Origin of the sequence: Streptosporangium sandarakinum (genome assembly GCF_050942225.1) — a bacterium.
GTDB classification, from domain to species: domain Bacteria; phylum Actinomycetota; class Actinomycetes; order Streptosporangiales; family Streptosporangiaceae; genus Streptosporangium; species Streptosporangium nondiastaticum.
Map to the genome: position 1 here is coordinate 962,982 of NZ_CP192034.1, position 14,479 is coordinate 977,460.

General features: G+C 74.1%; 10 protein-coding genes. 7 read left to right on the top strand and 3 right to left on the bottom strand.

Going from position 1 to position 14,479, the window contains the following annotated elements; genetic code table 11:
• Nucleotides 1-59: 59 nt before the first annotated feature.
• The 6 genes from ACQP10_RS04705 to ACQP10_RS04730 all read left to right on the top strand — a co-directional run bounded on the left by ACQP10_RS04705 (nt 60) and on the right by ACQP10_RS04730 (nt 8,104).
• On the top strand, nt 60-1,397 hold the full coding sequence (locus ACQP10_RS04705) for a glycerophosphodiester phosphodiesterase family protein (protein ID WP_433540951.1): 1,338 nt from the start codon (nt 60-62) through the stop codon (nt 1,395-1,397).
• Between the two features lie 107 nt (nt 1,398-1,504).
• On the top strand, nt 1,505-2,950 hold the full coding sequence (locus ACQP10_RS04710; RefSeq protein WP_433540952.1) for an MFS transporter: 1,446 nt from the start codon (nt 1,505-1,507) through the stop codon (nt 2,948-2,950).
• A gap of 366 nt (nt 2,951-3,316) precedes the next feature.
• On the top strand, nt 3,317-4,279 hold the full coding sequence (locus ACQP10_RS04715; RefSeq protein WP_433540953.1) for a hypothetical protein: 963 nt from the start codon (nt 3,317-3,319) through the stop codon (nt 4,277-4,279).
• A gap of 13 nt (nt 4,280-4,292) precedes the next feature.
• On the top strand, nt 4,293-5,138 hold the full coding sequence (locus ACQP10_RS04720; protein ID WP_399499111.1) for a class F sortase: 846 nt from the start codon (nt 4,293-4,295) through the stop codon (nt 5,136-5,138).
• A gap of 140 nt (nt 5,139-5,278) precedes the next feature.
• Nucleotides 5,279-6,883 carry a DUF2079 domain-containing protein gene (locus tag ACQP10_RS04725; RefSeq protein ID WP_433540954.1) on the top strand — a complete coding sequence of 535 codons (1,605 nt, stop codon included), beginning with the start codon at nt 5,279-5,281 and terminating at the stop codon, nt 6,881-6,883.
• A 75-nt stretch (nt 6,884-6,958) separates the two neighbouring features.
• Nucleotides 6,959-8,104, top strand: a complete 1,146-nt coding sequence (locus tag ACQP10_RS04730; RefSeq protein ID WP_346017596.1) for an acetyl-CoA C-acetyltransferase — start codon at nt 6,959-6,961, stop codon at nt 8,102-8,104.
• Nucleotides 8,105-8,339: 235 nt separating this feature from the next.
• Here the strand turns inward: ACQP10_RS04730 and ACQP10_RS04735 are convergent, their stop codons facing one another.
• From ACQP10_RS04735 to ACQP10_RS04745, 3 genes are all read right to left on the bottom strand, one after another.
• On the bottom strand, nt 8,340-8,531 hold the full coding sequence (locus ACQP10_RS04735) for a hypothetical protein (protein WP_346017595.1): 192 nt from the start codon (nt 8,529-8,531) through the stop codon (nt 8,340-8,342).
• 355 nt (nt 8,532-8,886) lie between these two features.
• Nucleotides 8,887-10,761 (bottom strand): acyl-CoA dehydrogenase family protein, encoded by a 1,875-nt coding sequence (locus tag ACQP10_RS04740; protein WP_346017594.1) that lies wholly within the window; start codon nt 10,759-10,761, stop codon nt 8,887-8,889.
• A 225-nt stretch (nt 10,762-10,986) separates the two neighbouring features.
• Nucleotides 10,987-11,697 carry a class I SAM-dependent methyltransferase gene (locus ACQP10_RS04745; protein ID WP_229811395.1) on the bottom strand — a complete coding sequence of 237 codons (711 nt, stop codon included), beginning with the start codon at nt 11,695-11,697 and terminating at the stop codon, nt 10,987-10,989.
• Between the two features lie 537 nt (nt 11,698-12,234).
• Between ACQP10_RS04745 and ACQP10_RS04750 the strand changes: the two genes are divergently transcribed.
• On the top strand, nt 12,235-14,439 hold the full coding sequence (locus ACQP10_RS04750; RefSeq protein ID WP_433540955.1) for an ATP-binding protein: 2,205 nt from the start codon (nt 12,235-12,237) through the stop codon (nt 14,437-14,439).
• Nucleotides 14,440-14,479 lie beyond the last annotated feature (40 nt).

The window sequence follows — 14,479 nt, forward strand, 5'->3', positions numbered from 1 at the left end:
CCGGTCCGGGTATATAGGGATATATCGATCTGTCCCCCGCCGTTGAGTGGGGGTGCCGGATGCCGAGCAGGACGCGCGGCGGTCTGCTGGCCGTGCTCGCGGGCGGAACCGCGTTCGCCGCCCTGTACGGCGCGCACCCGGCGTCCGACCGGCCACCCGTCACCGCCCCGGCCCCGGCACTGGTGCCCGGACCGGGGCGGAGCGCGTGCGCGGACAGGAAGCCGATCGTCATCGCGCACCGCGGTGCCAGCGCGCTGCGGCCCGAGCACACCCTCCTCGCCTACGACCTCGCCATCGGGACGGGCGCCGACTACATCGAGTGCGACCTGGTCTCGACCAGGGACCACGTGCTGGTGGCCCGGCACGAGAACGAGCTGTCGCAGACCACGGACGTGGCCCTCCACCCGGAGTTCGCCGCCCGGCGGACCACCAAGGTGGTCAACGGCCGCCCGAGGACCGGCTGGTTCACCGAGGACTTCACCCTCGCCGAGCTGCGCACCCTGCGCGCCCGGGAACGCTGCCCCGGCCAGCGGCCCGGCAGCGCCGCCTACGACGGCCTGGACCGGATCCCGACCCTGGACGAGATCGTCCGGCTCGCGCAGCGGCGCGGCGCCGGGCTGCACATCGAGACCAAGATCCCCTCCTACTTCGCCTCGATCGGGCTGCCGCTGGAGGAGCCGCTGCTGGCCACTCTCGCCCGGTACGGCTGGGACGACGCGACCGACCCGGTGTTCATCCAGTCCTTCGAGACCGGCAACCTGAAGAAGCTCCACGCCATGACCCGGCTGCGGCTGATCCAGTTCGTCGCCGACGCCGGCGCGCCGTACGACCTGGTGGCCGCCGGGGACCCGCGCACCTACGACGACATGGTCACCCCGGCGGGCCTGCGGGAGATCGCCCGGTACGCCGACGGCGTCGGGGTGGTCACCCGGCGGATCGTCCCCCGCGGGCCGCACGGCAGGTCGCTGCCGTCCACCTCGCTCGTCACGGACGCCCACGCCGCGGGGCTGCTGGTGCACGTGTCGACGGTCCGCGCGCAGAACGGCCGGCTCCCGGCCGAGTACCGCCGGGGCGACCGCCGGGACCCGCGCTACCGGAGCCTTCCGGGTGACGCGGCCGGCTGGCTGGGCCGGTTGTGCGGGCTCGGGGTGGACGGGATCTTCGCCGACGATCCGGGCGTCGCCCGTGCCGGGCTGGACCTGGTGCGGGCGACGCACCCGGCGGCGGTCCGGCCGACCGGCGCCGGTGGTGGCGCGACACGGGCCGCCGGGGCCGCCGTGACAAGCGACGTGGGGGTCCGGGTCACCGGGACGGGGGCCTCCGGGACGCGGGCCGACGAGGATCCGCTGAAAAGTGGTGGATCACTCCGAAGACGGGTGGATACCATCACGGCATGACCTGGCGACAATGATTCACGACCTGAGGCCTGAGCGGGGCACGCTGCCGCGGACCGCCGGGGATGCCGAGCATCCCGTCCGCGAAGCATCCCCGTGAGAAGGACCTCATGATCACCACTTTGCCGCGTGCCTCGGACGCACGCGTGCGGCGGCTGGCCGCCACACTTTACGCGTACACGTTCCTGGACGACTTCACCCTGCTCTACCCGCTCTACGCCCTGCTGTTCGCCGACACCGGTCTGTCGACCGCCGAGATCTCCTCGCTGCTGGCCATCTGGTCGCTCACCTCCCTGGTGATGGAGATCCCATCCGGGGCGTGGGCCGACACGGTCTCCCGCCGGCTGCTCCTCGTCCTGGCGCCGCTGCTCGCCGGGGCCGGCTACGCCCTGTGGTTCCTGTTCCCCTCCTACGGCGCCTTCGCCGCGGGCTTCGTGCTCTGGGGCACCGCGGGGGCGTTGCAGTCGGGAGCGCTGGAGGCGCTGGTCTACACCGAGCTGGAGCGCGAGGACGCCGTCGGCCGCTACGCCGGGATCATGGGCCGGGCCCGCGCGCTCGGCACCGGCGCCGTGATGGCGGCCACCGCCCTGGCCGTCCCGCTGTTCGCCGCGGGCGGCTATTCGCTGGTCGGCGTGGCCAGCGTCCTGGTCTGCCTCGTCTGCGCGGCCGTCGCGGCCGCCTTCCCCGAGCACCGTACGCACCGTTCCCACCGGGGGACGGGCGGCCGGGACGGCGACCCCGCACCGGACGCGCGCGACCGCGCCTCCGGGCCGGACGCGCCGGACGCGCCGGACGTGCCGGACCGGGACCGTGCGCCCGGGTCGGACGCGCGGGACCGTGACGGCGGTCCCGGAGGGGACGCGGAGGACCGGGACGACGGCACCGGGGAGGACACGGAGCCGTCGTCGCCGCGCGCCTACCTCGGCATGCTGCGCGCGGGCCTGCGGGAGGCGCGCGGTGACCGGGCCGTACGGCGCGCCCTGCTCCTGGTGCCCGCGGTGGCGGCCCTGTGGGGAGCGCTGGAGGAGTACGTCCCCCTCCTCGCGGCCGGCACCGGGGTGGCCACGGAGACCGTGCCGCTCCTGGTGCTCCTCGTCTCCGCGGGGGTCGCGGCCAGCGGCTTCCTCGCGGCGGCCGGGAGCCGCCTGACCGGCCGGGGGCTCGCCGTGCTCCTCGCCGTGGGGGCGGTGGCGCTCGGCGCGGGGGCGGCCGCCGGGAACGCGCTCGGGTTCTTCGCCATAGCGGCGGCCTTCTGCGTCTTCCAGACGGCGACCGTACTGGCCGACGTACGGCTGCAGAACACCATCGCGGGCCCGGCACGGGCCACCGTGACGTCGGTCGCCGGCCTGGCCACGGACGTGGCCAGCCTCGGGGTGTACGGGGGTTACGCCGCCGCCTCGGCGGTGGCCGGGCACGGCATGATCTTCACTCTCTCCGCCGTGCCGTACCTCCTGATCGCCCTGTTCCTCGCGAGCCGACGTGACTCCGGACGGAGTCGGCGGGACCCCGGACGGAGTCGGTGGAACTCCGGACGGAGCCGGCGGGACCCCGGGTGACCTCCCGCGGCGCCGGGAGCGGCTGACGCGGCGGCCGTCGGCCGGGCGGCCAGGCGGCCGCCGGTTCGACGGGCCGCCGGCCGATTGACCTGCGGTTCGGCGGGCCGCCGGCCGGGTGACCTGTGGTTCGGCGGGTCGCCGGCCGGGTGAACGGCGGCCCGGCGGAGCCGTGGGAGCGGTCCATCGTGGCACCGGGAGGGTGCGCTCTCCTCCCGGTGCCGCGGTGGGACCCGGCCCTCCCCGCGGCCAAGGGGAAGGTGGCCGCGACGGGGCTGGAAGGAATTTGTGCCCGTTTTGTGGAGTTGCGTGCATCTCTAGGCCACCGTTCATAGGATCTATGCCGAACCGTGACCATGGTTTGGAATCGTGGACGACCGCCCCGGGTGGCCGACCGGCCACGTGGAGAGAACGGAGAGCACCGTGCTGGAGTCCAGGACGCGGCGCCGCGTCGCGGCCAAGATGACCGCGATCGCGGTGGCGGGCGCGGGCGTCCTCTTCGGTGCCGTCCCCGCCATCGCCTCCCTGGTCGCCACGCCGAAACCGGTCACCTACACCTGCACCGCGCTCACGGGCGGCGGCGCCTCGGCCACCCACACCTTCCAGGTGGAGCTGGCCGGTCCGGCCACCGCGCCCACGCCCAGCTCCACCGCCGTGGTCACCTTGAAGATCGGCTCGCCGGCACCGGCCCTGGCCGCCCCCACCGCGTTCGGCGCGGGCGACCGGATCGCCGTCGACGCCGACGTGGTCGTCACCGGCTCGCCGCTGCCGTCCCCCGTGGCGACGCCGTCGGTTCAGGCCACGACCACCTCCGGAGCGGTGGCCTCCGGCGGGTCGATCACGTCGTTCCCGACCATGCTGGTCACGGTGATGCCGACCGCGACCGGCGTCTTCGCGGTCCGCCCCGACTCCTTCACCCTCCTCCACGTCCCGGCCACCGGCACGGGCACGGAGAACGAACTGTACGACTGCGTCGTCGACCAGACCTCGGCCACCGGCGCCGCGGTCCTGGTGACCGTCCAGGCCACGAGCACCGGCACCGGCACGCCCACCTCGACGTCCACCGGCACGTCCACCCCCACCCCCACCCCCACCCCGACCGACACGGCCACCGAGACCCCGGACCCGGTGGTCACCATCACCACGACCCGCACCGCCGGGGACGACGAGGACGAGCAGATCGAGAAGACCCCCGGCGGAGGCGCCTCCACCGGCGGCGGCGGCGAGGCCGGGCCGGACGCCCGTGTGATCATGCTCGGCGGTGCGCTGATGGTGGCGGGCGCCGCCGCGGGCGGCCTGATGCTGCGCCGCCGCACGGCGACCAGGGGCTGACCGGGGTGACCCGGTGACGCTCCCGACGCCGCCAGGCCGCCCGCCGATGCGCCCCCGCGGACCGGTGCCGCCGTACCCGGGGCGACCGGCCGGCCCGCCGTACCCGCCGCACGAGGGGTACGGCCCGCCGTACGACGGGCGGTGGCCCGGCGGCCGGACCGACGACGGCGGGAGGATGCTCCGGTCGGTGCTCATCCTGGCGGGCATCGCCGGGGTGGTCACCGTGCTGGTGGGCCTGCTGCTCATGCTGGCTAAGCCCGAGGAGTACGGCCTGGCCGACCGGCGCACCGCGCTGCCGCCGCGCAGCCAGGTGAACGCGAGCGCCGGCCCCTACTTTCAGGCGCCCCCGACCGCGCCGCCGCCCACGCCGGCCCTGCCGCCCGCGCCCCCGATGCAGCCCTCGACGCCGGTCCGCGTGGTCATCCCGAAGCTCGGCGTCAACGCGCCGATCAGGTCCGTCGGGCTGGACCGGCAGGGCGCGATCGAGGTGCCGCCGATCGGCAAGCCGAACCTCGTCGGCTGGTACCGCTCCGGGCCCACCGCGGGGGAGGCCGGACCGGCGATCATGCTGGGGCACAAGGACACCTGGTCCGGCAGCGCGGTCTTCAGCCGCCTCGACGAGATCCGCAACGGCGACCTCATCGAGGTGCATCGCAAGGACGGCGTGATCGCGATGTTCACCGTGGGCGGGCTCGAACAGGCGGAGAAGTCGGTGTTCCCGACCCAGCGGGTGTACGGCCGGTCGCGTGACGCCCAGCTTCATCTGATCACCTGCGGTGGCACCTACGACCGCAACACCGGCCACTACACCGACAACGTCATCGTCTACGCGACGATGACGGGAACGCGGCGAGAATGAGCCCTGCCTTCCCGGCCGCCCGGCGGCCCCCGCGCCCGGTCGTCTCCGCCGCCCGGTTCCCCGGGGCGCCGCGACCCGGTGCCGCCGCGAGGACCGCGGACACGGAAACCGCCGCGGAGCCCGCCGCGAAGACCGCGGCCGTGAAGACCGCCGTGGAGTCCGTCGCGGACTTCGCGCGCCGGCGGCGGCACGGCCTGATCCTGGGCGCCCTGATGGCCCTGGCGGCGACGGCCTACTCGACGCTGAGCCTGGTCAAGTTCGCCACCTTCAAGGCGAGCGTCTTCGACCTGGTCATCTTCGACCAGGCGGTGCGCGGCTACGCGCGTTTCGGGCCGCCCGCCGTGCCGTCGGTCGGCATGTCCTACGGCATGGGCATGGACTTCCTCCAGCTCGGCGACCACTTCTCGCCGATCCTCGCGGTCCTGGCGCCGCTGTACTGGCTGTACGACGACCCGCGGACGCTCCTGGTCGCCCAGGCGGTGCTGCTCGCGCTGGCCGCGATCCCGATCCGGCGTTACGCCGAGCGCCGCCTGGGGGCGGTCCCGGCCCACCTGGTGGCGGCCGCCTACCTGGTGTCGTGGCCGGTCGCGCAGGCCGCCGGGTTCGACTTCCACGAGGCGGCCTTCGTCCCGCTGCTCAGCGCGATCATGATCGAGCGGTTCGACGCCGGCCGTCCGGCCTGGGGTGTGGTGGCCGCCGCCGGCCTGCTGCTGGTCAAGGAGGACATGGGGCTGCTCGTCGCGGGGTTCGGAGTGTACCTCTTCCTCACCCGGCGGCGGCTCGAAGGGGCCGCGTTCGTCTTCTTCTCACTGGGCGCGCTGGTGATGATCCGCGGCGTGCTGATGCCGATGGCCGGGTCGCCCCCGGCGGGGTTCCACTGGGCCTACGGCGCCTGGGGCACGAGCCTGGGGGAGGTCGTGCTGGGCGTCGCCCGCGACCCGGCGGGGGCGCTGTGGCAGATGGTCAGCCCCGAGGTCAAGGTCGACACCCTGGCGTTCCTGCTGTGGCCGGTGCTGCTGACCGCGCTGGCCTCGCCGCTGACCCTGGTGGTGGTCCCGCTCGTGGTGGAGCGGTTCCTGTCCGACCGGCCGCAGTGGTGGGGGGCGGACTTCCAGTACAACGCCTTCGTCGTCGCGATCCTGTTCTGCGCCGGGGCGGACGGCGTCCACCGGCTGCGGGGCCGGCTCGCGGCCCGCCGGGGGAGGCTGGCCGGGGAGGAGGCGACCGGGCGGCCCGAAGCCGGACGGACGGACACCGAGCGGCCGGAGGCCGGACGGTCCGAAGCCGGTTCGCCCGAAGAAGGGACGTCCTCGGGGAACCGGTCCGTGGACGGTCCGGTGAACCGGCGCGTCCGGTGGGACCCGGTGCCGCACTGGGCGGTCGCGATCCTCGTGGTCGGCCTCACGCTCGTCCCGAAATTCGCCCTGGGCAACCTCGTCGAATCGTCCTTCTACGAGGGCGAGCCGCACGTCGCCGCGGCCCGCGAGGCGGTCGCCGCGGTCCCGGACGGAGTGGTCGTCGAGGCGGTCAACAGCGTCGGTCCCGCGCTCACCGCGCGGACGACCGTACTGCTGTGGGGGCCGCAGAGCCACAACGCGCCCTGGGTGGTGGCCGACGTGGCGCGGTGGAGCTACCCGTTCGGCGACTTCGACTCGCAGCGGCGCCGGGTGGACGAGGCCCTGGTGAACGGCTACCGCAAGGTCTACGACCGCGACGGATACATCGTGCTGAACCGCCCCTCCTGAACACGACAGTGGGAAGGCTTCTCCTGTAATCTCCTAATAACCGAACATTGCTCGGTTTCATGAGCAGGAGGCACTGTGGCAGAGGCGTACATCGTCGGGGCCGTCCGCACCCCGGTCGGCAAGAAGAAGGGCGGGCTGTCCACCGTCCACCCCACCGACCTGGCCGCGCACACGCTCAGGGCGCTCATCGACCGCACCGGCGTCGACCCGGCCGCGGTGGAGGACGTCATCATGGGCTGCGTCATGCAGTTCGGCCCGCAGAGCATGGACATCGCGCGCAACGCCTGGCTGTCGGCGGGCCTGCCTACGAGCGTCGCGGGCGTCACCATCGACCGCCAGTGCGGCTCCTCCCAGCAGGCGGTCCACTTCGCCGCCCAGGGAGTGCTCTCCGGCACCCAGGACCTCGTGGTGGCCGCCGGCGTGGAGTCGATGAGCGTCGTGCCGATGGGCTCGTCGATCACCGCCGCGCTGGAGAAGGGAATGCCCTTCCCGTTCGGTGAGGGCTGGGTCGAGCGGTACGGCAAGCAGGAGATCTCCCAGTTCCGCGGCGCCGAGCTGATGTGCGAGAAGTGGGGCTTCGAGCGCGAGGAACTGGAGCGGTACGCCTACGAGAGCCACCAGCGGGCGGCCAAGGCCATCGCCAACGGCCACTTCCGGGACCAGATCGCCCCGATCAACGGCGTCGAGGACGACGAGGGGCCGCGGCCGGACACCACACTGGAGAAGATGGCGTCGCTCAAGACCCTCCGCGAGGGCGGGCGGATCACCGCGGCGACCTCCTCGCAGATCTCCGACGGCTCCGGCGCGCTGCTGATCGCCTCCGAGAAGGCGATCCGCGACCACGGCCTGGTCCCCAGGGCCCGGATCGTCACGCTGGCGCTCACCGGCGACGACCCGGTCTACATGCTGACCGCGCCGATCCCGGCGACCCACAAGGCCCTGCAGCGGTCCGGGCTGTCCATCGGCGACATCGACGTCACCGAGATCAACGAGGCGTTCGCCCCGGTCCCGCTGGCGTGGATCAAGGAGCTGGGCGCCGACCCCGCCAAGGTCAACCCGAACGGCGGCGCCATCGCCCTGGGCCACCCGCTGGGCGGCACCGGCGCGATCCTGATGACCAAGCTGGTCCACGAACTGGAGCGCACCGGCGGCCGGTACGGCCTGCAGACGATGTGCGAGGGCGGCGGCCAGGCGAACGTCACCATCATCGAGCGGGTCTGACCCGCCGGGGCTCCCGAGGAGTTCCCGAGGGGAGCGCGCGAGGCGAAAGGCCGCCCCGGCCCGGTCTTCCGGGTCCGAGGCGGCCTTTCGCCCGTCACCGGCCGGGCGGGCCCGCCGCCAGGAGGACCCGCCCGCCCTCAAAGGGACGCGCTTTCGAGAAGACGCGCCTTCAAGGGAACGCGCTTCCAAAGAGGCACGCCTTCAAGAAGACGCGCCGCGCCGAGGGGGCCCGCCGTCAGCGGCCGCCCTTGCCGGGGATCCGGCGTGGCTGGTGGGTGGGCCTGGCCGGAGTGCGGGGCATCGCCACGCGCCGGGGCGCGGCCGGAAGCCCGCGGCCGGGCGGGAGGGCGCGGGGCGAGCCCCCGGGCGTGCCGTCCTCGCCAGGCCGGTCGGGGTCCTGGGACTGATGGGTGAAACGGATTCGCATGTGCCACTCCTCGAAGATCATGAAGACGCGGCCGAAGGCCGTGCCGGAGACTCAGCCGCCGCGTCGAACGAACGGGCCAGAGAGCTGAGCGCGGGCGGACCAGTCATCGCTGGTCGACGCCGGCTTCTAGGAGTTGATCCACATGCGGCCACCGTACGGCGGGCCCGCCGTACGGTGCAATCCATTTATCCCGCCCGGGACCGGGCCGGGGGCGCGGTGGCGCGCCGTGTCCCCGAGCCGGTCCCGGCGGATCTCCCCCGATCTCCCTTGGTTTCCCCCGATCTCCCCGAGCCCCGGTGGTCCCCGGCGGATCGGGGCCTCGGCGGTCCCGGTGAATCGGTGGCTCCGGTGGTCGTCAGCGGATCGGCCGGTGCACGTTCTCGGCGGCCGACGGGCCGGGCTCGGCGGCCGCGATCCACGGGCCCTCGATCGAGGGGTCGATGATCCCCTCCTCCAGGAACGCGTACCGGTCCTCCAGCACGCGCGCGGCCAGTCGCGCGTCGCGGGAGTCGGTGTTGTCCCACAGCCGGTCGAACAGCGCGTCGGCGCGGAGCCGCGCCTGGTGGCAGAAGGCGTCGGCCAGCTCGACGGCCCTGATGCCCAGGTCGGTGGCGTCCTCCCGGGCCCGGACGCACGTCGCGGTGATCGCGAACAGCTCGGCGCCGATGTCCACGATCCGGCTGAGGAAGCCCTGCCGGTGCTCCAGCCTTCCCTGCCAGCGGGACATGCCGTAGAAGGTGGACCGGGCCAGCCTGCGGCTCGTCCGCTCCACGTAGCGCAGGTGCGCGGCCAGCGGCCCGAACTCCGCGTAGGAGCCGGGGACGCTGCCCGGGCCCGTGACCAGCGTCGGCAGCCACCGCGCGTAGAACCCGCCCGCCTTCGCCGCCGCGCGGAGCCGCGCCGCGGTGTCCAGGGACGGGTCGATCACCCCGCCGGCGGCCGACAGGTGGGCGTCCACCGCCTCGCGGGCGATCAGCAGGTGCATGATCTCGGTGGACCCCTCGAAGATCCGGTTGATCCGCAGATCCCGGAGGAACTGCTCGGCCGGAACACCGCGCTCACCCCGCGCGGCCAGCGACTCGGCCGTCTCGTAGCCGCGCCCGCCGCGGATCTGGACCAGCTCGTCGGCCACCCGCCACGCCATCTCCGAGGCGTACAGCTTGGCCAGCGCCGCCTCGATCCGGATGTCGTTGCGCGCGTCGTCGGCCAGTCGGCACGACAGGTTCGTCACCGCCTCCAGGCCGTAGGCCGTGGCCGCGATGAAGCCGATCTTGGTGGCCACCGCCTCGTGGCCGCCGATCGGCCGGCCCCACTGCTCCCGCGCGCCGCTCCACTCCCTGGCGATCTTGACCGCCCACTTGGAGATCCCGGCGCAGACGGCGGGAAGGGAGAGCCGCCCGGTGTTGAGCGTGGTCAGCGCGATCTTCAGGCCCTGGCCCTCCCTGCCGATCAGGTTGGCCGCCGGGACGCGCACCCGGTGGAACCTGGTCACACCGTTCTCGATGCCGCGCAGGCCCATGAAGGCGTTACGCCGCTCGACCGTGATCCCGGGGGTGTCGGCCTCGACGACGAACGCGGAGATCCCCCTGTCGGTGCGGGCCATCACGACCAGCAGGCTCGCGATGACCCCGTTGGTCGTCCACAGCTTCACGCCGTCCAGCACGTAGTCGTCGCCGTCCCGTTCGGCCGTGGTGGCGAGCCGCGCCGGATCGGAACCGACGTCGGGTTCGGTCAGCAGGAACGCCGACACCTCGCCCTTCGCGCAGCGGGGCAGGAAGGCCCGCTTCTGCTCCTCGGTGCCGAACTGCTTGAGCGGCTTGGGCACCCCGATCGACTGGTGCGCCGACAGCAGCGTCCCGAGGGCCGGGTTGCAGGACCCGGCGAGCATCAGCGCCCGGCCATAGTCGAGGTGGCTCAGCCCGAGCCCGCCGTACCGCTCCTCGATGGTGATCCCGAACGCGCCGAGCTGCGCGAGATCCTTGATCACCTCGTCGGGTATCCGGGCGGTCCGCTCGATCAGCGCCGGGTCCACCCGGGTCTCCAGGAAACGCCGCAGGGCGTGCAGGAACCGCTCGCCCTTCTCGGACTCGGCCTCCGGCGGGACCGGTGCCGGATGGACCAGATCGAGGCGGAAGTCGCCCAGGAAGAGCTGCCTGCCGAAGCTGGGCCGGGTCCACTCCTTCTCCCGGGCCTGCTCGGCCACCTCACGTGCCTTGGCGTAATCGGTCATGCTGACCTCCTCGGACGCGGATGCTTCGAGGTTACGCCCCGGTAACAGACCGGAGAAAGGCCAGGTGGCCCCCGGGAACCCGGGTGGTTCCCGTCGCCGAGGGAAACCCCGGGAACACCGGGGACGCCGGGAGGATGGTCCGGCGGGAACACCGGGAACAGCAGGAAGAAGGCCCGGGAGATCGGGCGCCCGCGGCGGACCGCCGTCCGGCCGGACCGCCGGTCCCTACCGCGGCACGCGGGCGACGCAGAAGACCGTCTGCCCGAAGGGCGGGCGGATGAAGCGCTCGATGAAGCGGGTGGTGGGCACCACCGTGCGGTCGTAGATCTTCACCAGCCGGGGGTCGGGGTAGCCCACGCCGCCGCGGCGGACCGCGGCCCACCAGGCGATGCCGCCGAGGAAGTTGATCGGCTTGAGCACGCCGATGTCCAGGCCCGCCCGGGAGACCGTGCTGCGCAGCGTGGCGGGGGTGTAGCGGGTGACGTGGCCGACCTTGCGGTCGAAGTCTCCGTAGAGCTGCATGTAGCCCGGGACCCAGATGATGATCCGCCCACCGGGAACGGTCACCTTGGCCAGGGAGCGCAGCGCCTCGACGTCCTCCTCGATGTGCTCCAGGACGTTCATCATCACGACGGTGTCGACCTTCTCGCCGATCGGGATGTCGGTCGGCAGGCCGAACTTCAGCACGTCGATGTCGTCGCGGCCGGCGAAGCGCTTCTTGAGCTGCTCCACGCAGTAGGGGTCGAAGTCGCTGACCACCAGCCGGTCGAGCCGGGGCAGGAACTGCTCGGCGAAGTGCCCGAGGCCGGAGCCGATCTCCAGCATGGACCGGCCCACGTGCGGGGCGACCATGTCGAACTCGTACTGCCGGTAGTTCTTGGCCTCGTCCCCACCCAGGTGGTTCTCCAGGGCCTCGTCGCCGGCCGCGGGTTGCACTACGCGGTCATACCCAGACATGAGGTTCCGTCCAGCTCGATCACTCAGGAGCCGCGGCACCGGCTGGCGCACGCGGCCATGGACAGCCCAAGAGTCTAGTGGCCGTCACCCCGGGACGGCCTCGCGAACGGGCCGCGCCCCCCGGGACGCGCGCCCGTCCGGCTTCCACACCTCCGTTCGGCTTCCACACCTCCGTTCGGCTTCCACACCTCCGTTCGGCTTCCACACCTCCGGCCGGTTTCCGCGCCTCCGTCCGGCCTCCACGCCACCGGACGCACCCTCCTGACCGGCCTCGCACCTCTGACCGGCCCGACACCCTCCTGATCGGCCTCGCACCTCTGACCGGCCCGACATCCTCCTGGCCGGCCTCGCACCTCTGACCGGCCCGGCACCCCACCCGCCCTTCCGCCACCCGGACCGGTCACCGTTCGCCCGGCGGGGGGACCGCACTCCTGGTACGGTTCCCTGCGTCCCGGGCGGGCAGGGGCTCTGCCCGCCGTCCACCTCGGCCAGGGAGGCGGGAGGCCGTTCCCTCCGGTGAGCGGAGGAGTCACGGAAACCACCTTCGTCGGCCGTCACGCCGAGACGGAACAGGTGACCCGCCTGGTACGGCGGGCCCGCCTGGTCACGCTCACCGGGCCGGGCGGCGTGGGGAAGACCCGGCTGGCACACCGGGTGGCCGAGATGATCGGGGCGGAGACCCCCGGCGGTTTCCGGATCGTCGACCTGTCCTCGCTGACCGACCCGCACGAGCTGCCGCGCACCGTCGCCGCCGTCCTGGGCCCCGCGCCGGGCGACGAGTCCCTCCCGCCGGTGCCGGAGGCCCTCGCCGCGCGGCTGGACCCCCGCGGGTCGCTACTCGTGCTCGACACCTGCGAGCACCTGGCCGAGCCGGTGGCCCGCCTGACGGTCGCCCTGCTGGGCGCCGCACCGCGCCTGCGCGTGCTGGCCACCTCCCGGCGGCCGTTGGGCCCGCCGGGCGAGCACGTCTACCCCGTCCCGCCGATGCGGACCGAGGACGCGGTGGCCCTGCTGCGCGACCGCGCGGCCATCGGCCCCGCCCCGGCCTCCTTCCCCGCCCCCGGTCTCAACCCCGACTCCGGCCAAGGCTCCGGCTCCGGCCAAGACCAAGGCCCCGGCTCCAGTCAAGGCACCGGTTCGACCCCGGACCCGGACGGGCTGGCCGCGCTCTGCGAGCGGCTCGACCGGATCCCGCTGGCCGTCGAGCTGGCCGCCGTACGGTTGCGCGCCGCGCCGCCCGCGTTCTCGCCCGCGCTGCTCGCGCGGTCCCTGGACGACCGCTACGCCGTACTGACCGGAGGCGGCGGCCCGGTACGGCACCAGTCGATGCGCGCGGCCATGGGCCGGAGCCACGAGCTGTGCGGTCCGGCGGAGCGGCTGCTGTGGGCACGGCTGTCCGTCTTCCCCGCCGGGTTCGACCTGGAGGCGGCCGAGCGGGTCTGCGCGGGCGGGCCGCTCCCGGCCGGGGCGGTGCTCGACGCGCTGACCGGCCTGGCCGACCAGTCGCTCGTGCGGAGGGAGGAGCACCCGGCCGGGGCGCGGCTGCGCATGCTGGACACCGTCCGGGAGTTCGGCGCCGAATGGCTGCTCCGCCTGGGGGAGACGGGTGATCTCAGGGGCCGCCATCGTGACCACTACCTCCGTCTGGCCGGGCGCTGCGCCGCCGAGTGGCCCGAGCGGCAGGTCGAGTGGGCCGGGCGGATGCGCGCCGAGCGGCACAACCTCCGCGCGGCGCTCGACCTGTGCCTGGCCGATCCCGCGCGGTCGCGGGCCGGCGCGACACTGGCCGGCTCGCTGTGGTTCCTGTGGATCTGCTGCGGCCTGCCGGACGAGGGCCGCCACTGCCTGGACGCGGCGCTGCGCATGCACGCCGAACCCGGCCCGGAGCGGTTCCGCGTCCTGTGGGCCCGATCGTGGGTGGCCCTGCGCCAGGGGGATCCGCAGACCGCCGGGCGGCTGCTCGACCTGCTGCGCGCGGAGGACCGCGAGGGCCACGCCACCGGCCACGCGCTCCAGATCGAGGGCCTTATCGCCCTGGTACGCCGCGAGTTCGTCCGGGCCGCCCGGCTGTTCGGCCGCGCCGCGGACGGGTGCGCGACCGGCGGCGCGGAGGGCCCCGGCGGTGTGGAAGGCCCCGGCGGTCCCGGCGGCCGTGGGGGCGGCATGTCCCCGGAGCCGCCCGCCTGCCACGCGCTGGCCGCCCTGAGTCTGCTGGCCGCGGGCCGGGCGGGGGAGGCCGCGGAGACGCTGGCCCGCGACCGGCGTCCGCGCGACGATCCCGGCGGGGAATGGAGCCACGCCCAGACGGAGTACGCCCTGGCCTGGATCGAGCGGATCGGGAACCGCGGCCGTACGGCGGCGCGCCACGCCCGGACGGCGCTGGCGGGGGCGTGGCGGCTGGGGGACCCGCTCCTGACGGCGGCCTGCCTCGAACTGGTCGCCTGGACCGCCACCACCCCGCCGGGCGCGGCCGGGAACGCGGAGGCGGAGGCCGCCGGCGGGCGCGTGGCGGCCGGGCTGCTGGGAGCGGCCCAGGCCGCCCGGGACTCCCGGGGGGCGCGGGCGGCCGGCTGGCCGGTCGACGCCATGATCCGCGGGTGGGCCGCGGCGGAGGCCGTCCGGGTGCTCGGCGGTGCAGGATTCGACACCCGCTTCACCGAGGGAATGGCCTTTGACCTGGCCTTCGCCGTCGATTATGCGCTGGGGGAGAAGAATCCGTAACCGCCGCCGCCGGCTCGGGTCGGCTTCGCCGCCGCTTCCG